Raw genomic sequence first — 20,109 nt, forward strand, 5'->3', positions numbered from 1 at the left:
ATCCTGCCATGCCGGTGACCTATGCCATCAGTCACGTGCTCGAGGACCACATTTCCGGTTTCGAAGCGACGCCGAACCCGCATCATCTCGCCATCCTGCGGGCAGTGTCCGTCTTCTCTGTGCTTGCCCATCCGGGCCATGAGGCGGACATTGACGAGGCGCTGACCAATCTCGAAGATGTGCATGTGCGGGTCTGTGGACCGGGCGAGTGGCTTGTTCTCAGCGAGACCGTCGCTGCCGACACCATTGCGCGCCAGCTTGCCGAGCTCGGGGCAAGCCGGGCCTCCTTCGTCGACCAGAGCGACGGGCGCGTGGTGCTCCGGATTCACGGGCCGAAGGTGCGGTCGATCCTGGCCAAATGCACGGCGCTTGACCTGCATGCCGATCTCTTCGAAATCGGCCAGTCGAGCAATTGCCAGATTTGCCATGTCGCCGCCAACCTCGCCCGCACGGGCCAGGATGCGTTCGAGATCATCGTGATGCGCAGCTTTGCGGGATTTGTATTCGACGAGATGCGCGAGATGGGCCGGGAGTTTGCGTTGACGGCGGGGTTTGCGTGAAGGCCTGACCATACCTATCTCTCGGTGAACTGCCGGGGCTATGTCGGCGTTATCGAAGCACAGGATTCCGCCCCCGCATGTTTCACCTGATGTTCTCCCTGCCATGGCTGATCGTCGCCTCTCGCTTCATCGCCCCCTTGCCGTGGCCATGGTGGGTGCAGCTTTCGCTCGCCGTCTTCCTGCTGCTGGGCTCGCAATACCACCTGTTCAGCCGCTTTACGTCCGGATCGGTCTTCGCGCCGGAGTTTCCACGACCGCTGGTGATCGCCTTCAACCTGTTTTTCGGGGCGATCGTGCTCCTGGCGGCCATGCAGATGATCCTCGATCTGGTCTGCATCCTGATCTTTGCCGTCACCTGGTCGTTTCCTGTTGTGCCGCCGGAGGTGCGCTACACGATGGGGATCGCCGCGCTGTTGCTTGCAAGCTTTGGTATCAGCCAGGCGATCCGCGTGCCGAAGGTGAAGCGCATCGAGGTTGAGATTCCCGGTCTTGCGCCTGATCTCGACGGTTACCGGATGGTACAACTGACCGACATGCATATCAGCCGGCTGTTCACGGTCTCCTGGGCACGGGCCGTGGTGGAAAAGACCAATGCGCTCGACGCCGATCTGATCGTGATCACCGGCGATCTGATCGACGGCAGTATCGATATCCGCCGCGAGGACATTGCGCCGCTTTCCGGTCTCAGAGCCCGTCACGGAGTGCTGACGGTGCCCGGCAATCACGAGTATTTCTTCGATATCGACCGCTGGCTTGAGCATTTCCCGGAACTCAACATGCGCATCCTGGCGAATGCGCATCACGTCATCGAACGGGGTGAGGGCAGGCTGGTGATCGCCGGCGTGACGGATCTTTCGGCGCGGTTTACCGGCGCTGTCGAGCCGGATCTGGGGCGGGCGCTGCATGGCGCGCCTGCCGATGCCCCTGTCATCCTTCTCGACCACCAGCCGCGCATGGCAGAGCTGGCCGCAAAGCATGGCGTTGCGCTGCAGCTCTCCGGCCATACCCATGGCGGCATGGTACTCGGCCTCGACCGGATCGTCGCCCGGGCGAACAATGGTTATGTCTCCGGCTTCTACCGGGTCGGGGAAATGCAGCTCTATGTCAACAACGGCACGGGTCTGTGGCCTGGTTTTGCGCTCAGGATCGGCGTGCCGGCGGAATTGACGGAATTCACGCTGCGGTCGGTGGCTAGATGATGGGCGGGCGATGAGGCTGGTTGGTTCTCGCGTAGACCGGCATCATTTCTGGAAGAGATCCGCGTGAGTGCCCGTCCTTGCGAGTTGCAGTTCGTCGCCTTGGATGCGGTAGATCAGCAGCCAATCGGGCTCGATATGGGCATCTCGAAAACCATACCAGTCACCCTTGAGTGGGTGATCTCTGAATTTCGAGGGTAGGTCAGACCGCTGCATGAGCAGGATCAGGACTTCCTTGCGCTTGCCCAGATCCTTGCCGCGCTTTTCAACCCGTTTCACATCACGCCGGAACTGCGCGGAGCGAACGGGTGTCAGCATGTCACATGCCTAGATCATCGAAGAGTTCGTCTGCACTGGCAAGGCGCTTGCCCTTGCCTTGCTCCAGTTCTGCAATCGCCTTGCGGCTGCGGGCGTTGGGCACTTTCACGTCGAAAGGCAGCGTCTCATCAGCAGCCACCCGGATCAGCATCAACCTGATGGCATCGGACACGGACAGCCCCATGGAGGCCAAGGCGTCTGCCGCCTTTTTCTTGGTCTCTGAATCTATTCTTGCGCGCACGACTGTGTCGGTGGCCATGTCATTCTCCTTGTGGGCTACAATGTAGCTACGCGCGGTGTTGCTTGCAAGGTCGGGGCTAGTGCCGCACCCCAAGTTGGTTGTCGTCCTGAGCTGTGGTAGGCTGCTCGCGAAAGGGTAAGCTCCATGTCGAAATCCGCCTCTCTGACCATCACCTTGCCCAGCGACATGGCCGACCTCGTTCGTGCCAAGGTCGCGTCGGGTGCATTCGCAAGTGAGGTCGACGTCGTGGAGGAGGGCTTGCGGACGCTTGCCGAGAGGGATTTGGAAACCGAACGCTGGCTTCGAGACGATGTTGCGCCAGTCTATGATGCCTACAAGGCAGATCCAGCCGTCGCCCGTTCGCTCGACCATGCTTTCGATGACCTCGACGCGTTCATGGCTAAGACCGAAGGTCTGGCTCGGTGAAACGCTATGCCGTTCGGCTGATGCCTGCGGCTGAAAACGATCTTCGCGCCATCTATCGATATGTCCTGATAGCAAGCAGTTCCCCGCCTGTCGCTCGCGCATATGTGGCCCGTATCCGTCGGTTCCTGGAAGGTTTTCAGTCCTTTCCCATGCGTGGTAGCTTGCGAAACGAAGTCCGCGATGGCCTGCGTATCGTTGGTTTCGAGCGCAGCGTCAGTATCGCCTTTCTCGTCGAAACGGACGAAGTGGTCATCTTGCGGATTGCCTTGCACGGCCAGCAGCTTGAACTCTGAGGCGCTTCCCCGCGCCGCCCACAGAACACCCGCTATCACCCATGCGACATCTTTCGTCGCAGCATGGTCTTCTGGCTTTCACGCGCGCAAACTAGCTTTGTCGCATCAATCATTGCCGCCAAGGGGAGCGTTTTTCCATGAAGAGCCATGCGCGTGTCGTCGTCATCGGCGGGGGTGTCGTCGGGTGTTCGGTGCTTTATCACCTGACCAAGTTCGGCTGGACCGATGTCGTCCTGCTCGAGCGCTCCGAGCTGACCTCCGGCTCCACCTGGCATGCGGCGGGCGGCATGCACACGATCAATGGCGATCCGAACGTTGCCAAGCTGCAGAAATACACGGTCGAGCTCTACAAGGAGATCGAGGAATATTCCGGTCAGGACATCGGCTTGCACATGACCTCGGGCCTGATGCTGGCAGCCACCAAGGAGCGCTTCGACTGGATGAAGTCGCTGCTGGCCAAGGGCAAATATGCCGGCGGTGAGGCGACGCTGATTTCGGCACAGGAAGCCTATGAGATGATGCCGCTGCTTGATCCCAAGCAGTTCGTTGGCGCGGTCTTTGATCCGCATGAAGGCCATCTCGACCCTTACGGCACCACCCATGCCTATGCCAAGTCGGCCAAGAAGAACGGTGCCGAGATCTATCTGCACACCAAGGTCGAGGATCTGGTGCAGCTGGAAGACGGTACCTGGCGGGTGATCACCGACAAGGGTGAAATCCGGGCCGAGCACGTCGTCAATGCCGCAGGTCTCTGGGCACGTGAAGTCGGCCGCATGGTCGGGCTGGAGCTGCCCGTGCTCGCGATGGAGCACATGTATCTGATCACCGAGGACATGCCCGAGGTCATCGAATTCAACAAGACGACCGGCAAGGAGCTGATGCACTGCGTCGATTTCGACGGCGAGATCTATATCCGCCAGGAGCGCAACGGCATGCTCATGGGCACCTATGAAAAGGACTGCCGGCCGTGGTCGCCGATCGAGACGCCCTGGACCTTCGGCCATGAACTTCTGGCGGAAGATCTGGAGCGCATCACCAACGAACTCGAAATCGGTTTCCGGCATTTCCCGGCCTTCAACAATGCCGGTATCAAAAAGATCATCAACGGCCCCTTCACCTTCTCGCCGGATGGCAATCCGCTTGTCGGTCCGGTGCGCGGCATGACGAATTACTGGTCGGCCTGCGCGGTTATGGCCGGCTTCAGCCAGGGTGGCGGCGTGGGCTTGGCGCTTGCTAACTGGATCATCGAGGGCGATCCCGGCTTCGACGTCTTTGCCATGGATGTCTGCCGCTACGGCGACTATGCGACACTTGCCTATACCAATGCCAAGGTGCGCGAAAACTACTCGCGCCGATTCTCGATCCGCTATCCGAACGAAGAACTGCCGGGGGCACGCCCGCTGCTGACGACGCCTGTTTACGACAAGCTGAAGGCGGCCGGTGCTGTCTTCGGTGCCTCCTATGGTCTGGAAACGCCGCTCTGGTTTGCGCCTGAAGGTGTCGAGGATGCCTTCTCATGGCGCCGTTCAACAGACTTCGAGGCGGTCGGCCGCGAGGCCAAAGCCGTGCGCGAAAGCGTCGGCCTGATGGAAACCTCGGGCTTTGCCAAGTATATGGTGAGCGGGGAGGGCTCACGCGCCTGGCTCGATCACATGCTCGCCTGCAAGCTGCCGGAAGTCGGTCGCATGGCGCTCGCGCCGATGCTGAATGAGGCCGGCAAGCTGATCGGCGACTTCACGGTTGCCAATCTCGACGACGAGGATTTCCTGATCATCGGCTCCGGCATTGCCGAGGATTATCATATGCGCTGGTTCGAGAGCCATCTGCCGGAGGATGGTTCCGTCGATATCGAGGCCCTCAACCTCAGCCTCGTGGGCTTGTCGATCGCAGGACCGAAGTCGCGCGACGTGCTCGCCAAGCTGACCCATCTCGATGTGTCCGATGCAGCGCTGCCCTTCATGGCGATCCGCGAAATGGATCTCGGCATGGCGCCGGTCATGCTCGGCCGCGTCAGCTATACCGGCGATCTCGGCTACGAGATCTGGATGCGGCCGGAATACCAGCGCTACGTCTTCGATACGCTGATGGAGGCGGGGGCGGAGTTCGGCATCACGCTCTTCGGCCTTCGTGCCCTCAATGCTCTTCGTCTCGAGAAGAGCTTCGGCAGCTGGTCGCGCGAGTATCGCCCGCTCTACGGGCCGCTCGAGGCCGGGCTGTCGCGCTTCGTCGCGCTCAAGAAAGAGGCGAGCTTCATCGGTAAGCAGGCGGCGATGGAGGAGAAACTGTCCGGCGGTACGCTTCGGCTGCGGACCTTCATCATCGATGCGAAGGATGCCGACGTCATCGGTGACGAGCCGATCTCCTACAAGGGGGAGGTGCGCGGCTGGGTGACGTCGGGCGGCTTTGCCCATCCGAGCGGGGTATCGGTGGCAATCGGGTACGTTCCGAAGGAGATCGCAGACGAAATCGACGGCTGGGAAGTGGAGATTCTTGGGGAAATCTTGCCGGCCAGACTTCAGCCTCAGTCGCTTTTTGACGCCAACGGGTCGCGAATGAGAAACTGAACCGTTTTCGACATAAATGGGCTTGCTTTAGTTCCATCCGATAGACGGCAGGTCGCTCTCGTGACCTGCTGATTTCGTAAGCTTTTTCTGCTGCTTTTTTGTGTGACCTGTCATTTCCCGTGTCAAAGCACCTGTTAACAGTAACATTTTGCCTGATGCCTGCCTTTTTGGCTTCACATTTTCGGACAAAGCGATATGGAATCCCCCGACGCCTATGCCCGCAAGGGATAACAAAATGAGACGCAACAGCAAGGCGCGTCCGGGGGATAATATATGGAGTACTTTGCCCAGCAGCTCATCAACGGGCTGACTCTTGGTTCCATCTATGGCCTTATCGCTATCGGCTATACGATGGTCTACGGCATCATCGGCATGATCAACTTTGCCCATGGTGATATCTTCATGCTTGGCGGCTTTGCCGCTCTCATCGCATTCTTGGTCCTGACATCCTTCTTTGCTGGCGTTCCCGTGGCGGTCGCCCTGTTTGTGATGTTGGTTGTTGCGATGCTGATGACCAGCCTGTGGAACTGGGTCATCGAGCGGGTCGCCTATCGGCCGCTGCGCGGTTCATTTCGCCTCGCGCCGTTGATCACGGCGATCGGCATGTCGATCGTTCTGTCGAATTTCATCCAGATCTCGCAGGGTCCGCGCAACAAGCCGATCCCGCCGCTGGTCAGCGATGTTCTGCATTTCGGCAATATCACCATCGCGCTTAAGCAGGTGATCATCGTCGTGGTGACTGTCGTCCTGCTCGCCGCATTCTGGTACATCGTCAACAAGACACCGCTCGGCCGCGCTCAGCGCGCCACGGAGCAGGACCGCAAGATGGCGGCGCTGCTCGGCGTCGACGTCGACAAGACGATCTCCATCACCTTCGTGATGGGTGCGGCACTCGCCGCTGTCGCTGGTACGATGTACCTTATGTATTACGGTGTCGCATCGTTCCACGACGGCTTCATTCCGGGGGTCAAGGCCTTCACCGCGGCCGTTCTTGGCGGCATCGGCTCCCTGCCGGGCGCCGTGCTTGGTGGTCTGCTCATCGGTCTGATCGAGTCGCTCTGGTCCGCCTATTTCAGCATCGCGTACAAGGATGTCGCAACTTTCGGCATCCTGGCATTCGTGCTGATCTTCAAGCCCACCGGCATCCTCGGACGTCCGGAAGTCGAGAAGGTTTGATCCCATGACTACTTCTGAAAACGTAAATGGTGCCGCGTCGTCCGGCACACTGGCGCGCGCCATCAAGGAAGGCCTGTTCGCCGGTATCATCGCACTTGGTCTGTTCAGCCTCTATATCGGCATCAAGACCGATCAGAATATGGCGAACGAGCTGATCTGGTACACGCGTCCCGGCCTTCTCGCAGTGTTCGTGCTGATCGCCGCAGTCGGCCGCTTCGCCATGGTGGCGTTCATCGCGCCATGGTTCGCGGCCCGCCGGGAAAAGAAGTCCGCTTCCGTTCCCGTGCATGAGATCGACGCCCAGCCGTCATTCTTCAAGACGCATTTCCTGAAGATAGCGCTGCTTGCGCTGATCCTCTACCCGCCGGTCATCGTTGCGCTGACCGGGGTTCAGGGTTCTCTTAAGTATGTCGATAACTTCGGCATCCAGATCCTGATCTACGTCATGCTCGCCTGGGGGCTCAACATCGTCGTCGGTCTCGCCGGCCTGCTCGACCTGGGTTACGTCGCCTTCTATGCAGTCGGTGCCTATTCCTACGCACTGCTTGCCCAGAATTTCGGCTTGTCCTTCTGGCTGCTTCTGCCGCTCGCCGGTATCCTGGCCGCCTTCTGGGGTATCATCCTGGGCTTCCCGGTGCTGCGTCTCCGAGGCGACTATCTAGCCATCGTGACGCTCGCCTTCGGGGAAATCATCCGACTGGTGCTGATCAACTGGCAGGACGTTACCAAGGGTACATTCGGTATCTCCAGCATTCCGAAGGCGACGCTGTTCGGCATGCCTTTCGATGCCTCGGCCGGCGGTTTCGCCAAGACTTTCGACCTGCCGATGTCATCAGCCTATTACAAGATCTACTTGTTTTACGTGATCCTGGCGCTCTGCTGCCTGACGGCTTACGTCACGATCAAGCTTCGCCGCATGCCGATCGGCCGTGCGTGGGAAGCGCTGCGTGAAGACGAGATCGCCTGCCGCTCGCTCGGCATCAACACCGTCACGACCAAGCTTACGGCTTTCGCGATCGGTGCGATGTTCGGCGGCTTTGCTGGCTCCTTCTTCGCTGCACGTCAGGGCTTCGTTTCGCCGGAAAGCTTCGTCTTCCTCGAATCCGCCGTCATCCTTGCCATCGTCGTGCTCGGCGGCATGGGGTCGCTGACGGGGATCGCGGTTGCGGCGATCGTCATGATCGGCGGCACCGAAGCTCTGCGTGAGATGGAGTTTCTCAAGGTCATCTTCGGCCCCGAATTCACTCCGGAACTGTACCGCATGATCCTCTTTGGCCTCGCCATGGTCATCGTCATGCTGTTCAAGCCGCGCGGTTTCGTCGGCAGCAGAGAGCCGACGGCCTTCCTCAAGGAACGCAAGGCCGTCTCGGGCAGCTTTACCAAGGAGGGTCACGGCTGATGGCCTCCGGGAACACGACAATGAGCAATGATACGATCCTGAAAGTCGAGCATCTGTCGATGCGCTTTGGTGGCCTCATGGCCATCAACGACCTGTCCTTCGAAGCCAAGCGCGGCGAAATCACCGCGCTGATCGGGCCAAACGGTGCCGGCAAGACCACGGTCTTCAACTGCATCACCGGCTTCTATCGGCCGACCATGGGCATGATCACCCTGATCCAGAAATCCGGAGACCGCCATCTCCTCGAGCGGCTGCCAGACTTCGAAATCCCCAAGAAGGCAAAGGTGGCGCGGACGTTCCAGAACATCCGTTTGTTCTCCGGTCTGACGGTTCTCGAAAACCTTCTGGTGGCGCAGCACAATGCGCTGATGAAGGCATCCGGTTACACCGTGCTCGGCCTGCTCGGCCTGCCGGCCTACAAGAAGGCCGAGTCCGAATTGATCGAAAAGGCTCGCTACTGGCTCGAGAAAGCGGACCTTATCGCGCGTGCCGATGATCCGGCCGGAGATCTTCCCTACGGCGCCCAGCGTCGTCTGGAGATCTGCCGTGCCATGTGCACGGGTCCGGAGCTTCTGTGCCTGGACGAGCCGGCTGCCGGTCTCAACCCGAAGGAATCTCTGGCGCTTAACACGCTGTTGCGCGCTATCCGCGATGAAGGCACCTCGCTGCTCCTGATCGAGCACGACATGTCAGTCGTCATGGAGATTTCCGATCACGTCGTCGTCCTGGAATACGGCCAGAAGATCTCCGACGGCACACCTGATCACGTCAAGAACGACCCGAAGGTCATCGCGGCCTACCTGGGTGTCGAGGATGAAGAATTGGAAGAAGCGATCCACGAAGTCGAAGCCGTGGCGGGAGGAGAGCACTGATGTCCTCTGAACCGCTACTCAAAGTTTCCGGCGTCGAAACCTATTACGGCAACATCCGCGCGCTCGCGGGCGTCGATGTCGAAGTGCACAAGGGTGAGATCGTGTCGCTGATCGGTGCCAATGGTGCCGGCAAGTCGACGCTGATGATGACCATCTGCGGCAGCCCCCAGGCACGTACCGGTCGGGTGGTCTTCGATGGCGAAGACATCACCGAAATGCCGACGCACCTGATTGCCCGTCGTCGCATTGCCCAGTCGCCGGAAGGCCGTCGTATCTTTCCGCGCATGACCGTGCTCGAGAACCTGCAGATGGGCGCAGGCCTCGACAACCTGAAATACTTCAAGGAGGACGTGGAGAAGGTGTTCACCATGTTCCCTCGTCTGAAGGAACGTCAGAGCCAGCGCGGCGGCACGCTCTCGGGTGGCGAGCAGCAGATGCTGTCGATCGGTCGCGCGCTGATGTCGCGTCCGAAGCTGCTTCTCCTCGACGAGCCGTCGCTCGGTCTCGCACCGCTGATCGTCAAGGGCATCTTCGAGCAGATCAAGCGGCTCAACAAGGAAGAAGGCCTGACCGTCTTCCTCGTTGAGCAGAACGCTTTCGCCGCACTGAAGCTTTCCGACCGTGCCTATGTCATGGTCAATGGCAAGGTGACGATGAGTGGTACGGGTAAGGAACTGCTGGCCGATCCGTCGGTTCGCGCGGCCTATCTCGAAGGCGGCCATCACTGAGCGCGGGGAGTATTTGACATGCAAGGTTTGTTTTTCGAAAGCGACACGACGGTCCGTCTCGTGCTGCGTTTCCTCGTTCTGCTCCTCGGCTTCTGGACCGCCTGGCGCACGGGCAAGGCCGCAGCGGAAGGCTGGGACGGCTACGGCACGGTTCTCGTCTATGTGCTCGGGCTGGGTTTTGCCATGCGTTTCCTGCACTACTCGCTGTTTGCCGGACCGTTCCTCAGCCCCTTCTATTACATCGTCGACGTCGTAATCCTGATGGCGTTTGCGGTAGCTGGTTTCCAGGCACGCCGCACCACGCAGATGGTCGACAACTACTACTGGCTCTATGAGAGAACTTCGTATTTCTCGTGGAAGAACAAAGATTGACAAGCCGTTGTTTTCTGTCGCAGATTGGCGACAGAAGGCTACGGCCTGGCATATAACAAGGCCTCGGCCAGATACAAAAGAGTGGAACAGTTTTCCGGCGCAGTCACAGCGGGTATTGCGCAGGGTTTTTATCCTAAACCCGCACAAAAAACTTGGGAGTAACAATATGAAGAAGTCTCTTCTTTCGGCAGTTGCGCTGACGGCCATGGTTGCCTTCAGCGGCAACGCCTATGCCGAAATCCTGGTCGGCGTTGCCGGCCCGCTGACCGGCCCGAACGCTGCATTCGGTGCACAGCTGCAGAAGGGTGCCGAGCAGGCTGCTGCCGACATCAATGCCGCCGGTGGCATCAACGGCGAAATGATCAAGGTGGTTCTCGGCGACGACGTCTCGGACGCCAAGCAGGGCGTTTCGGTTGCCAACAAGTTCGTTGCTGACGGCGTGAAGTTCGTCGTCGGTCACTTCAACTCGGGCGTTTCGATCCCGGCTTCTGAAGTCTATGCAGAAAACGGCATCCTGCAGATCACGCCGGCTTCCACCAACCCGAACTTCACCGAGCGCGGCCTGTGGAACACCTTCCGTACCTGCGGCCGTGACGACCAGCAGGGCGCTGTTGCCGGCAAGTACATCGCCGACAACTTCAAGGACGGCAAGGTTGCCGTCGTTCACGACAAGACGCCTTACGGCCAGGGTCTCGCCGACGAAACCAAGAAGGCGATGAACGAGCTCGGCGTTACCGAAGTGATCTACGAAGGCATCACTGCCGGCGAAAAGGATTACTCGGCGCTCATCGCCAAGATGAAGGAAGCCGGCGTCACCGTCGTCTACTTCGGCGGTCTGCACACGGAAGCTGGCCTGATCATGCGTCAGATGGACAGCCAGGGCCTGAACGCGACCCTGATGTCTGGCGACGGCATCACCTCGAACGAACTTGCTTCGATCGCCGGTGACGCAGTCGACGGCACGCTCATGACCTTCCCGCCGGATCCGCGCATGAACCCGAATGCAGCTGACGCCGTGAAGAAGTTCCGCGACGCTGGCTTTGAGCCGGAAGCTTACACGCTGTATTCCTACGCTGCCCTGCAGGTTATCGCAGAAGCTGCCAAGGCTGCCGCTTCCAACGATCCGGAAACCGTTGCGACGGCTCTGAAGGAAAAGGGCCCGTACACGACCGTCATCGGCGAACTCGGCTTCGACGCCAAGGGTGACATCACCCGCCCTGACTACGTCATGTATACCTGGAAGAAGGGCGAGGACGGCAAGTACTCGTACTTCCAGAACTAATCGATCCTTCATCGGACCGACGGAAAGCCCGGCCTCGCGCCGGGCTTTCTGCTTTTGCAGTTCGTGATGTTAGTTGCCTGAGAGTTTGGCCAGAAGGAAGTCAGCGCGGTCTTCGACCGGGGCCTTCGGGAGAAGAACCAATGAATAGCCGAGCGCAGGATAGATCGTTGCCAATCGCTCGAACTCGGTGACAGCCGCTTCGAAATCATGCCGTCGTTCGGCGTCCTCGCGGTATATCTCGGGCCAAGGCGGTGTCAGGAATACGGTGGGATGGTATCTGTCCCGGCGGAGTAGGCTCTCCGTTACGCTGATGTCTCTGGTCGCATCTGCGAGGGCGGCATAGGCGTCTACCAGGCTTCTGTCGAAGAAGATCCAGCGGGATTTCAATGTGTGGGCCTGTTCGCGGTCACGGCGGCCCGGTTCGGACACGACTGCAAAGCCACGCCTGGAGAGTTCGGCAATCAGCGTCGACTTGCCGCCACCCGAACAGCCTGAGATCACGACGGCGTTTTCCATCCGGTTCCTCTCAAGGGAAAAGAGGGGGGGACGCGATTGCCTGGTCATCCCTCGCGTAAAACGTTGGCCGCCTTCACGGCGGCAGATGCACGGTTCTCCACCCCGAGCTTCGAATAGATCTGCTCAAGGTGCTTGTTCACCGTGCGCGAGGACAGGCCGAGGATTTCGCCGATGTCGCGGTTGGCCTTGCCCTTGGCGATCCAGAGCAGAACCTCGCTTTCGCGGTGGGTCAGGCCGAAGCTTTCGCGCAGCATTTCGTCTTCGCTCTGGCGGTTCGCCGAGGTCAGGCGGAAGAGATATTCGTCGGCGCCGATCGTGCCGAGCAATGACAGCGTCAGCGGCAGGCCGGTCGCGCCGGGAAAGGCAAAACTCGTTTCGGCCCTCTGTGGCGTTCCGGTGCGCCGATGGCTCAGCCATTCGGCAGCGGCCTTCGCCACATCGCCGATGCCCTCGGCATGACCGATCGCCGTCTCGATCAGACGGTTGGCCTGCGGCGTGGTCCAGTGGACCTGACCGTCACCCCTGATGGCGAGCAGATGGCGCCCGGCAGCGTCGAGCGCGACGCGGGCGCTCTGGGCCGAGCGGGCGTTCGAGAGGTGTACCCGGATGCGGGCTCGCAGCTCGTCGATGTTGATCGGCTTGGTGAGGTAGTCCACGCCACCCGATTCGAGTGCTTTCACCACATGTTCGGTCTCTGTGAGCCCGGTCATGAAGATGACCGGGACCTGGGCGACCACCGGATCGGCCTTCAAGGTGCGGCAGGTCTCGAAGCCGTCCATTCCGGGCATGACCGCGTCCAGCAAAATGAGGTCGGGGCTGATGCGGGCAACGATCGAGAGCGCGCCATGGCCCGAAGTGGCGATCAGGACGGAATAGCCCGATGCTTCCAGCGCTTCGGTGAGGAAGCCGAGCGCATCGGGACTGTCGTCCACCAGAAGCACGATATCGCGGCGGTTCGCCTCAGCCATGGATCGGCTCCCTGCCGGTTTCGAATGAGGTCAGGAAACTGCGCAGGCCGGCGAGGTCGAAGGCCTGCAGATAGGCGCGGGCCGCGTCGACGAAGGCCGTGGTGTTCCCCAGCCCGCCGAGTTCGGCAAGCTTTGCCTCGATGCCGCGGACATAGCCGATATCGCAGAGGCTGATCAACTCCTCGATATGCATCGCACCCGGCGAGACCGGGCGCTCCGCCGGCACTCCCGGCTGAAGCAGACGCGGGTCGTCTGCATAGATCCAGTCGAGGCCGAGAAAGCGAGCGAGCTTGTCACGCAGACGGGTGATGTCGACGGGCTTCGTGATCGCGTCGTCATGGCCATCACCGCCGGGGGCCGGCGCATCGCCGACATTGGCCGAGAGCATCAGGATCGGTGCCTTCTGGCCTACGTCACGCAGCTTTTCAACGAGTTGCCAGCCATTCATGCCCGGCATCGAAATGTCGACAAGGAAAAGGTCGGCCTTCACGCCTTCGATGAGGGTCAGGCATTCGGGCCCGCCACCTGCCGTCAGGACGACGAAGTCGAGCGGGGCGAGCACCTCACGCATCAGTTCGCGGTGGTCCTCGTTGTCGTCGACGACGACGATCGTGCGGCGCGGGCCGGTATAGGAGACGATCTTGCGCTCCGGCGCAGGTGCCGTATTCGGACGGTCGATGGCCGACAGCATCAGGCGCACCTTGAAGGTCGAGCCCTTGTCGCGCTCGCTGGTGACCGAGATCTCGCCGCCAAGCGTGTTGGTCAGGAGCTTGGTGATGGTAAGGCCAAGGCCCAGGCCCGGTTGCGGACGGATGTTGTCGGCCTCGCCGCGCTGGAAGGGTTCGTAGATGCGGTTGAGGTCCTTTTCCGAGATGCCACGACCGGTGTCACTGACGGTAAACGTCGCCACCTGGCTGCGATAATCGACGCTAAAGCGGATCGTGCCTTCCTCGGTGAACTTGATGGCGTTCGACAGCAGATTGACGAGGATCTGGCGCAGGCGCCGCTCGTCGGTGCGCACATAGAGCGGCAGGGCGCGCGAGCGCTGATGCTCGAAGAGAATGCCTTTCGCGGCAGCCTGCGGCGCAAACATGTCGATGAGCTGGTCGAGGAAATCCTGAATATTGACCTCGTTGGAGAAGACCTGCAGGCGGCCAGCCTCGATCTTCGAGATATCGAGGAGGCCGTCGATCAGGCCGGACAGATGGTCGGCGGAGCGACGGATGACCTTGATCGCCGACTGGCGCGGCACGGGGATCGTCTCGTCGCGCTCGAGGATCTGGGCATAGCCGAGCACCGCATTGAGGGGCGTCCGAAGCTCGTGGGAAAGGCCGACGACATAACGGCTCTTCGCGCGGTTCGCCGCTTCCGCGGTCTCTTTGGCATTCTGCAGCGCGGCGTCCGTCTTCCGATGCGCGGCGATTTCCTTGAGCAGCAGCGTGTTTTGGCGGGAGGATTCCTCTTCCGCCACGACACGGCTGTCATGGGCAAGCACATAGAACCAGGAGACGATACCGGCGATGATGGCGAAGATGAAGAAGACGACGGTGACCGCGCGGTTGACCACGTCGGTCATGGCGGGGGTCGCGGCATTCACCTGATGGGCGATGACCGCAAGGATGATGCCGATGACGGAAATCGAGATCATGGCGGTCAGCGCGTAGCGGCCAAGACGGGTCGAGAAGGTCTCGATTACCGCGTCTGGCAAAAGGGCGCGGGCAACTGTCGCTGCCTGCGCATTGATCTTTGCATGCGGCTTGCACATGTCGTGGCAGCGGCTGTCGAGCGTGCAGCAGAGCGAGCAGATCGGGGCTGCATAGGCGGGGCACCAGGCCATGTCCTCCGGCTCGAACGGATGCTCACAGATCGAACAGGTGATGCCGGTCTGGTTCTTCCAGCTGTAGCGCGGCTTGCGGGCCAGGTAGAACTTGCCGTCGGTTGCCCAGGCGATCAGCGGGGAGATCACAAAGGCGACCAGCGTCACATAGGTCGACAGCGAAGCCATGGTCGAGCCGAAGGCGCCGAAATGGGCGGCGAGCGCCAATCCGGCAGAGAGCGCCATGGTGCCGCAGCCGACGGGATTGATGTCGTAGAGGTGGGCGCGCTTGAACTCGATGCCGGGCGGGGACAAGCCGAGCTTCTTGTTGACGAAGAGATCGGCTGAAATGGCGCAGAGCCAGCTCATGGCGATGATCGAGAAGATGCCGAGCGTTTCTTCGAGCAGGCCGTAGATGCCGAGCTCCATCAACAGAAGCGCGATCGCGACGTTGAAGACCAGCCAGACGACGCGCCCCGGATGGCTGTGGGTCAGGCGCGAGAAGAAGTTCGACCAGGCGAGCGAGCCTGCATAGGCGTTCATCACGTTTATCTTGAGCTGAGAGATGACGACGAAACCCGCCATCAGCAGCATGGCTGCCGTCTCGTTCGGGATCATGTAGCCGAAGGCCGCGACATACATATGGGCGGGATCGGCGGCCTCGCTGATCGGCACGCCGGTCGAGAGGGTCAGGACGGCGAGGAAGGAGCCTGCCAGCAGCTTGGGCACACCGAGCACGACCCAGCCGGAGCCGGCGAGAAAGATGCCGATGCGATGGTGCAGCTTGCGGGCGCCCTCGGGCGGCAGGAAGCGGAGGAAGTCCACCTGTTCGCCGATCTGCGGCATTAGTGCCAGAATGACGGCGGAGGCGGCGCCGAACTCCAGGAGATTGAAGGGGGCCGTGTCGCCCAGATGGGCATTGGAGTGGCCGACACCGGCGAAGGCCAGCCAGAGGTCGATCTTTTCCCAGTCGAGAAAGGCGATGAAGACGAAGGGCAGGATGTTGAGCACGATCCAGAAGGGCTGGGTGATCAGCTGGAACTTCGAGATCATCCGGATGCCGTAGGTCACCAGCGGTAGCACTGCGACAGCGGAGATGATGTAGCCGAGCCAGAGCGGAATGCCGAAGGCGAGTTCTAGCGCCTTGGTCATGATCGAAGCCTCAATGGCAAAGAGCATGAAGGTGAAGGCTGCATAGATCAGCGAGGTGATGGTCGATCCGATATAGCCGAAGCCGGCACCGCGGGTCAGAAGATCGATGTCGACCCCGTGGCGGATTGCGTAGCGACTGATCGGTATGCCGACGAGCAGCATCAGGATCGCGGCGACGATGATGGCGAAGAAGGCGTTGGTGGTTCCATAGGCGATCGTGATCGTGCCGCCGATCGCCTCCAGTGCGAGAAAACTGATCGCGCCGATTGCCGTTTGTGAAATACGGCTGGAGGAGAATTTGCGGGCGCTCTTTGCCGTAAAGCGCAGCGCATAGTCCTCGAGCGTCTGGTTCGCAACCCAGCGATTGTATTCGCGGCGAACGGGGATGATGCGTTGGCGTGCGGCCATGCCTAAATTCTAGCGCCTTGTTCTGAGTGGCTTTCCTTTAGGCATTTTCACGCGATTGTCCAGAATAGCAAGGCCCGTTAGGGCTTGATCAGGCCGCCCTGATAGTCGAGTTGATAGACCACGCGCTCACCCATCCGGATACGTTCGACACCGAGGAAGCTGCGGTAGTCTCCGACCGACTGGTCGAGATATTCTCCGAGCGGGTGCAGATAGGTGAAGCCGCCGAGAAAGCGCTTTTCCTGATAAAGGGCTGTCAGAGCCAACTTGATGACGGTGCCCGCCCGCCCGCCGTCGAAATGCTCGGCATCGAGGATGCGACCGTAATAGTTCATTGCCCAGACCGGAATCTCGCCCTGCCAGACCACTTCCTGGCCGAGAAAATCCGTTCCGCCAAAATGGCTGTCGAGATAACGAAAGCGTCCGCGCTCATAGGAAATATCCTTTGCGCCAGTCCGGCTTGCCGAGGGGGCAGGGACCTTGCCGCTGACATAGGTCACGGCCTTGGCTTCAATGATGAAACTTTCCAGAGCCTCCACGGTCGCCTCCTTTATGTCGGAACATAATGAGAACGTATTGGCTTCGGGCCGGCCCGGCAACCCTAGCAACGCATGGGTTGCGACAGTTTCAGCGGATCATTCTGCCAGAACCTGGGCGGCCAGCCGATCGGAGAGTGCTCTCACGAGTGCGTCGGCATCATAGGGCTTACGCACGACCGGTACGGACAGCAATTCCTCTGGAACCGAGGAGCGATCATCGTAACCCGTGGCGAAGACAAAGGGGATGCCCCGACGTATCAGCTCCTGGGCGACGGGCACCGATGTGTCGCTGCCGAGATTGATGTCGAGGATTGCGATCGCCGGGGCGAAACTTTTGAGGCGGTTCAAGGCATCGCTGCTTGAGCTCGCGGTCACGACATTATCGATGCCGGCATCGGCGAGCATCATTTCCGCATCCATGGCGATCAGAACCTGATCCTCAACCAGCAGAACCGGTATTCCGGCGATGCTGGTCGGATGATTGACCACTTCGGCCTCGACATGCGGATTGGGTTCTTCGCTCACGGTTTCAACCTCCCAGCTCATAAATCGGCCTGGCAGCCGGAACTCTGCATCCAGTCCCTCGGGGCGATAATCGACCCGGCTTGTTCCGCCGAGGTCGTAGGGAATGCTACGCTCGATGAGGGCTGAGCCAAAGCCTTTGCGACCGATGGGGCCAATGGTCGGTCCGCCGCTTTCGCGCCAGTGCAGTCGGCAGTCGCCGTCCGCGGTTCCCTCCCAGGAAATGGCGAGCGAGCCACCGTCGCGCGAAAGGGCGCCGTATTTTGCAGCGTTCGTGCACATCTCGTGGATCACCAGTGCTGCCACGGCATGGGCCCGGGCGTCGAGCGTGACGGAGGGGCCGTTCACCTCGATCACGCTGCGACCAGCGCGATAGGGCAGAAGCTCTGCCTGCAGCAGGTCTTTGAGCGTGCCGCCACCACCACCCCGCGTCAGCTGGTCATGGGCGTGGGACAGCGCATGGATCCGACCGCGCAGCGAGCCGATATAGTCCTGGATCGGCAGTTCATCCCGCGAGGGCGCTGCCACCAGCGACTTGATTACGGCCAGGATGTTCTTGACCCGGTGGTTCAGCTCCTCGTTCAGCATGCGCTGGCGCACGTCGGACTTGCTGCGTTCCTCTTGCATCAGCTCGTTGTGACGCAGGACGATCTCGACGGTCGCCGAACGGATCGCTTCCGCAATCTCGAAATCGCTGTCGCGCCAGGGCGCCGCCTGACGCTGAACCGTTTCCTTCCACAGGGCAAAGCTCTTGCGTGGGGTCAGGCGATCGCCGAGCGGGCCAGCCTCATAGGACTTGTCCGGATTGCCCGCCCAGTTCAGCGTCTGCAGGCGTTCCTTGCGGAAGAAGAAGATGTAGTCGCGCGGCAAATGCGAGAGGGGAACGGCCATGACGCCGGAAACGTCTTCGAAGAAGGCTTCGGCCGGCGGATAGTCCTCAGAAAGCGCCTTTGTCGACCAGATCCGGCCATCTGCCACCTCGGCGATGAAGCGGGTGAAGTCTTCCTCAGCGCCCGGCGGCAGCGTGCTACCGATGGCCGTCCAGCGGCCATTCATCAGAAGTCCGACGCCGTCACAGGCGAACAGCGTCTGGAACTCGGGCAGGGCGGCGGTCAGGATGTCATCGAGATCGGAACGATGCGAGGCGGCCTGGAGAAACCGATCAAGCGAGCGCCGCGCCTCGTTGGATATATCCAGCTTGCGCTTCTGCTTCAGCGCCAGGAGATGCAGCGAGAAGAATTCGCCGAACATTTCTGCCGCGATGCGCTCGGACATGGTCAGGGTCTTGGGCGCATAGTGATGGCAGGCGATCAGGCCCCAGAGCTTGCCGTCGACGATGATCGAGATCGACATGGAGGCCGAAACGCCCATGTTGCGCAGATATTCACAATGGATCGGCGAGACGCTGCGCAGGTGGGCGAAGGAAAGATCGAGCGGCGCGGCCCGTTCTGCGGCCTGCGGCAGCAGATCGACGCGCAGACCTCGCGCATCCGAAATGACGCGGATCGGGTTCTGCATATAGAGGATGCGCGCCTGACGCGGGATATCGGTCGCCGGAAAATACTGGCCGAGAAAACTCTCCAGATCGTGGCGCTTGGCCTCGCTCGCGACCTTGCCCGATCCATCTTCCTCAAAGCGGTAGATCATGACGCGGTCGTAGCCGAGCACTGTGCGAACCAGCTTGGCAGACGCGGAAATCAGCAGATCGATATCGTTGATATCCTTCACCCGACCGATCATTTCACGGGCGAGCTGCAGCGGCTGGGTGCGTCGGAATGAGGGCTCGAATTCGAGGATCGCGCCCTGCTCCTGGCGATGGACGGCGACATCGAAGTGCTGTCCCGTCGGAAGCTGGAGATGGGCGATCACGGCCGGGCGGCTCGCTTCGGGGGCGGCGGCGACGGCGTTGCGGATGTCATGAATCACGTCCTCGCCGAGCAGATCGGCGATCCAGAGCCCGTCCATCGGGCCCTTGGCGCCCAGCATCTCCGGGGCATTCGCCGAATAAAGTCGGATGGAACTTATGCCTGGATCGCAGGCCAGAAGACATCCATGCGGCTGGATCGAGCCGGGGATGTGGATGGGTTCGCGATCACAATTGGTGAGATCCACGGATGGAACGTTCTGCATTCAGGGCGCTTTCGAAGGCACTACGGGCATAGTCGAAGGCGGTGTTTGCCCACCTAGCAGCGGCTCGGTTGTCGTATACACGCACGTTCTCCATATGCTCGGTCAACGCACGCCAGCTGGAAAAGTTCCGTGCCTGGGAAAAAAGATGTCGTGCGCCGAAATCGGCCGACAGGCCGAGTGCTTCCGCGCGCTTGGCGAGGAGGCGGGCACCGAGCGCCGATCCTTCCAGGACATAAAGCAGTCCGACGATGCCGTCGCCTTCTGGCGGCGTAAACGTCGGCTGGTCAGTCGGCGGGCGAGTGTTCAGGTCGGAAAGATCGGCCTCCAGCTCCGCATGGACACGGTGGGGCTTGTAGCCCTTGAGGTCCAAAGGCAGTTCGGCTTCGGAGAGCCAGGCTTCAACCGGCATCCGGAAGGCTGCGATGCCGGCCAGATAACACTTGTAGTCATCCAGCGTCCTGAAACTGCCGACGAGGTTATCGAGCGCCGCATGAGCGTCGGCAGTCGCCTCTTTCAGAGCAGTTCGACGGGGCGGGAAATCCATTGCAATCCTTTCGCGGCACGCCCTTCTATATCGGTGGTCTTTTGATCTGTACAACCCTGAACTTGTAAGGCTGCGATCGGTCCGCCATAC

Annotated in this window: 19 protein-coding genes; 11 read left to right on the forward strand and 8 right to left on the reverse strand. The window is 60.7% G+C overall.

Going from position 1 to position 20,109, the window contains the following annotated elements:
* Positions 1–8 precede the first annotated feature (8 nt).
* Together SJY08_RS03390 and SJY08_RS03395 are read left to right on the forward strand one after the other, a co-directional pair.
* On the forward strand, positions 9–560 hold the full coding sequence (locus tag SJY08_RS03390) for a sarcosine oxidase subunit gamma (protein WP_377274701.1): 552 nt from the start codon (positions 9–11) through the stop codon (positions 558–560).
* Between the two features lie 77 nt (positions 561–637).
* Positions 638–1,759 carry a metallophosphoesterase gene (locus tag SJY08_RS03395; RefSeq protein WP_377274702.1) on the forward strand — a complete coding sequence of 374 codons (1,122 nt, stop codon included), beginning with the start codon at positions 638–640 and terminating at the stop codon, positions 1,757–1,759.
* Between the two features lie 42 nt (positions 1,760–1,801).
* Here the strand turns inward: SJY08_RS03395 and SJY08_RS03400 are convergent, their stop codons facing one another.
* Positions 1,802–2,074 (reverse strand): type II toxin-antitoxin system YafQ family toxin, encoded by a 273-nt coding sequence (locus SJY08_RS03400; RefSeq protein ID WP_377274703.1) that lies wholly within the window; start codon positions 2,072–2,074, stop codon positions 1,802–1,804.
* Between the two features lies 1 nt (position 2,075).
* The gene (locus SJY08_RS03405; RefSeq protein WP_377274704.1) at positions 2,076–2,333 is read right to left on the reverse strand and encodes a type II toxin-antitoxin system RelB/DinJ family antitoxin; all 258 of its coding nucleotides are present in this window, start codon (positions 2,331–2,333) and stop codon (positions 2,076–2,078) included.
* Between the two features lie 126 nt (positions 2,334–2,459).
* Between SJY08_RS03405 and SJY08_RS03410 the strand changes: the two genes are divergently transcribed.
* From SJY08_RS03410 to SJY08_RS03450, 9 genes are all read left to right on the forward strand, one after another.
* Positions 2,460–2,741, forward strand: coding sequence for a type II toxin-antitoxin system ParD family antitoxin (locus tag SJY08_RS03410; protein ID WP_377274705.1), 282 nt, complete (start codon positions 2,460–2,462; stop codon positions 2,739–2,741).
* A complete protein-coding gene (locus tag SJY08_RS03415) occupies positions 2,738–3,034 on the forward strand; it encodes a type II toxin-antitoxin system RelE/ParE family toxin (RefSeq protein WP_377274706.1) in 297 nt (98 codons plus the stop codon). The genes SJY08_RS03410 and SJY08_RS03415 overlap by 4 nt, the downstream gene beginning before the upstream one ends.
* 137 nt (positions 3,035–3,171) lie before the next feature.
* A complete protein-coding gene (locus tag SJY08_RS03420) occupies positions 3,172–5,598 on the forward strand; it encodes an FAD-dependent oxidoreductase (RefSeq protein ID WP_377274707.1) in 2,427 nt (808 codons plus the stop codon).
* A gap of 273 nt (positions 5,599–5,871) precedes the next feature.
* A complete protein-coding gene (locus SJY08_RS03425) occupies positions 5,872–6,774 on the forward strand; it encodes a branched-chain amino acid ABC transporter permease (protein ID WP_054148351.1) in 903 nt (300 codons plus the stop codon).
* A 4-nt stretch (positions 6,775–6,778) separates the two neighbouring features.
* Positions 6,779–8,173, forward strand: coding sequence for a high-affinity branched-chain amino acid ABC transporter permease LivM (livM, locus tag SJY08_RS03430; RefSeq protein ID WP_054148352.1), 1,395 nt, complete (start codon positions 6,779–6,781; stop codon positions 8,171–8,173).
* A complete protein-coding gene (locus tag SJY08_RS03435) occupies positions 8,173–9,045 on the forward strand; it encodes an ABC transporter ATP-binding protein (RefSeq protein ID WP_377274708.1) in 873 nt (290 codons plus the stop codon). The genes livM and SJY08_RS03435 overlap by 1 nt, the downstream gene beginning before the upstream one ends.
* Positions 9,045–9,773 carry an ABC transporter ATP-binding protein gene (locus SJY08_RS03440; protein ID WP_054148354.1) on the forward strand — a complete coding sequence of 243 codons (729 nt, stop codon included), beginning with the start codon at positions 9,045–9,047 and terminating at the stop codon, positions 9,771–9,773. Before SJY08_RS03435 ends, SJY08_RS03440 begins: the two co-directional genes overlap by 1 nt.
* 18 nt (positions 9,774–9,791) lie before the next feature.
* Positions 9,792–10,145: a DUF6867 family protein gene (locus SJY08_RS03445; protein ID WP_153762654.1), complete on the forward strand. Its 354-nt coding sequence runs from the start codon at positions 9,792–9,794 to the stop codon at positions 10,143–10,145.
* A 166-nt stretch (positions 10,146–10,311) separates the two neighbouring features.
* Positions 10,312–11,427 (forward strand): branched-chain amino acid ABC transporter substrate-binding protein, encoded by a 1,116-nt coding sequence (locus tag SJY08_RS03450; RefSeq protein ID WP_054148356.1) that lies wholly within the window; start codon positions 10,312–10,314, stop codon positions 11,425–11,427.
* Positions 11,428–11,496: 69 nt separating this feature from the next.
* Here the strand turns inward: SJY08_RS03450 and SJY08_RS03455 are convergent, their stop codons facing one another.
* From SJY08_RS03455 to SJY08_RS03480, 6 genes are all read right to left on the reverse strand, one after another.
* Positions 11,497–11,943, reverse strand: a complete 447-nt coding sequence (locus SJY08_RS03455; protein WP_377274709.1) for an AAA family ATPase — start codon at positions 11,941–11,943, stop codon at positions 11,497–11,499.
* Positions 11,944–11,987: 44 nt separating this feature from the next.
* The gene (locus SJY08_RS03460; protein WP_054148358.1) at positions 11,988–12,911 is read right to left on the reverse strand and encodes a response regulator transcription factor; all 924 of its coding nucleotides are present in this window, start codon (positions 12,909–12,911) and stop codon (positions 11,988–11,990) included.
* Positions 12,904–16,287 (reverse strand): ATP-binding protein, encoded by a 3,384-nt coding sequence (locus tag SJY08_RS03465; protein WP_377274710.1) that lies wholly within the window; start codon positions 16,285–16,287, stop codon positions 12,904–12,906. The genes SJY08_RS03460 and SJY08_RS03465 overlap by 8 nt, the downstream gene beginning before the upstream one ends.
* A 77-nt stretch (positions 16,288–16,364) precedes the next feature.
* Positions 16,365–16,814: a DUF5680 domain-containing protein gene (locus tag SJY08_RS03470; RefSeq protein ID WP_300889329.1), complete on the reverse strand. Its 450-nt coding sequence runs from the start codon at positions 16,812–16,814 to the stop codon at positions 16,365–16,367.
* Between the two features lie 105 nt (positions 16,815–16,919).
* Entirely contained in the window at positions 16,920–19,475 is a 2,556-nt protein-coding gene (locus SJY08_RS03475; protein WP_377274711.1) for an HWE histidine kinase domain-containing protein, read from the reverse strand.
* A complete protein-coding gene (locus tag SJY08_RS03480; protein WP_377274712.1) occupies positions 19,438–20,019 on the reverse strand; it encodes a biliverdin-producing heme oxygenase in 582 nt (193 codons plus the stop codon). The genes SJY08_RS03475 and SJY08_RS03480 overlap by 38 nt, the downstream gene beginning before the upstream one ends.
* Between the last annotated feature and the right edge of the window lie 90 nt (positions 20,020–20,109).

The sequence above is a fragment of the Rhizobium sp. R86522 genome (assembly GCF_042466255.1).
In the GTDB taxonomy this organism is placed as follows: domain Bacteria; phylum Pseudomonadota; class Alphaproteobacteria; order Rhizobiales; family Rhizobiaceae; genus Allorhizobium.

Bases quoted from the DNA above. Each gene is read 5' to 3' on its own strand.
- SJY08_RS03460 (WP_054148358.1), bottom strand. From the start codon at position 12,911: ATGGCTGAGGCGAACCGCCGCGATATCGTGCTTCTGGTGGACGACAGT.
- SJY08_RS03410 (WP_377274705.1), top strand. From the start codon at position 2,460: ATGTCGAAATCCGCCTCTCTGACCATCACCTTGCCCAGCGACATGGCC.
- livM (WP_054148352.1), top strand. From the start codon at position 6,779: ATGACTACTTCTGAAAACGTAAATGGTGCCGCGTCGTCCGGCACACTG.
- SJY08_RS03405 (WP_377274704.1), bottom strand. From the start codon at position 2,333: ATGGCCACCGACACAGTCGTGCGCGCAAGAATAGATTCAGAGACCAAG.
- SJY08_RS03480 (WP_377274712.1), bottom strand. From the start codon at position 20,019: ATGGATTTCCCGCCCCGTCGAACTGCTCTGAAAGAGGCGACTGCCGAC.
- SJY08_RS03450 (WP_054148356.1), top strand. From the start codon at position 10,312: ATGAAGAAGTCTCTTCTTTCGGCAGTTGCGCTGACGGCCATGGTTGCC.
- SJY08_RS03390 (WP_377274701.1), top strand. From the start codon at position 9: ATGCCGGTGACCTATGCCATCAGTCACGTGCTCGAGGACCACATTTCC.
- SJY08_RS03455 (WP_377274709.1), bottom strand. From the start codon at position 11,943: ATGGAAAACGCCGTCGTGATCTCAGGCTGTTCGGGTGGCGGCAAGTCG.
- SJY08_RS03425 (WP_054148351.1), top strand. From the start codon at position 5,872: ATGGAGTACTTTGCCCAGCAGCTCATCAACGGGCTGACTCTTGGTTCC.
- SJY08_RS03475 (WP_377274711.1), bottom strand. From the start codon at position 19,475: ATGCAGAACGTTCCATCCGTGGATCTCACCAATTGTGATCGCGAACCC.
- SJY08_RS03420 (WP_377274707.1), top strand. From the start codon at position 3,172: ATGAAGAGCCATGCGCGTGTCGTCGTCATCGGCGGGGGTGTCGTCGGG.
- SJY08_RS03465 (WP_377274710.1), bottom strand. From the start codon at position 16,287: ATGGCCGCACGCCAACGCATCATCCCCGTTCGCCGCGAATACAATCGC.
- SJY08_RS03435 (WP_377274708.1), top strand. From the start codon at position 8,173: ATGGCCTCCGGGAACACGACAATGAGCAATGATACGATCCTGAAAGTC.
- SJY08_RS03445 (WP_153762654.1), top strand. From the start codon at position 9,792: ATGCAAGGTTTGTTTTTCGAAAGCGACACGACGGTCCGTCTCGTGCTG.
- SJY08_RS03440 (WP_054148354.1), top strand. From the start codon at position 9,045: ATGTCCTCTGAACCGCTACTCAAAGTTTCCGGCGTCGAAACCTATTAC.
- SJY08_RS03395 (WP_377274702.1), top strand. From the start codon at position 638: ATGTTTCACCTGATGTTCTCCCTGCCATGGCTGATCGTCGCCTCTCGC.
- SJY08_RS03400 (WP_377274703.1), bottom strand. From the start codon at position 2,074: ATGCTGACACCCGTTCGCTCCGCGCAGTTCCGGCGTGATGTGAAACGG.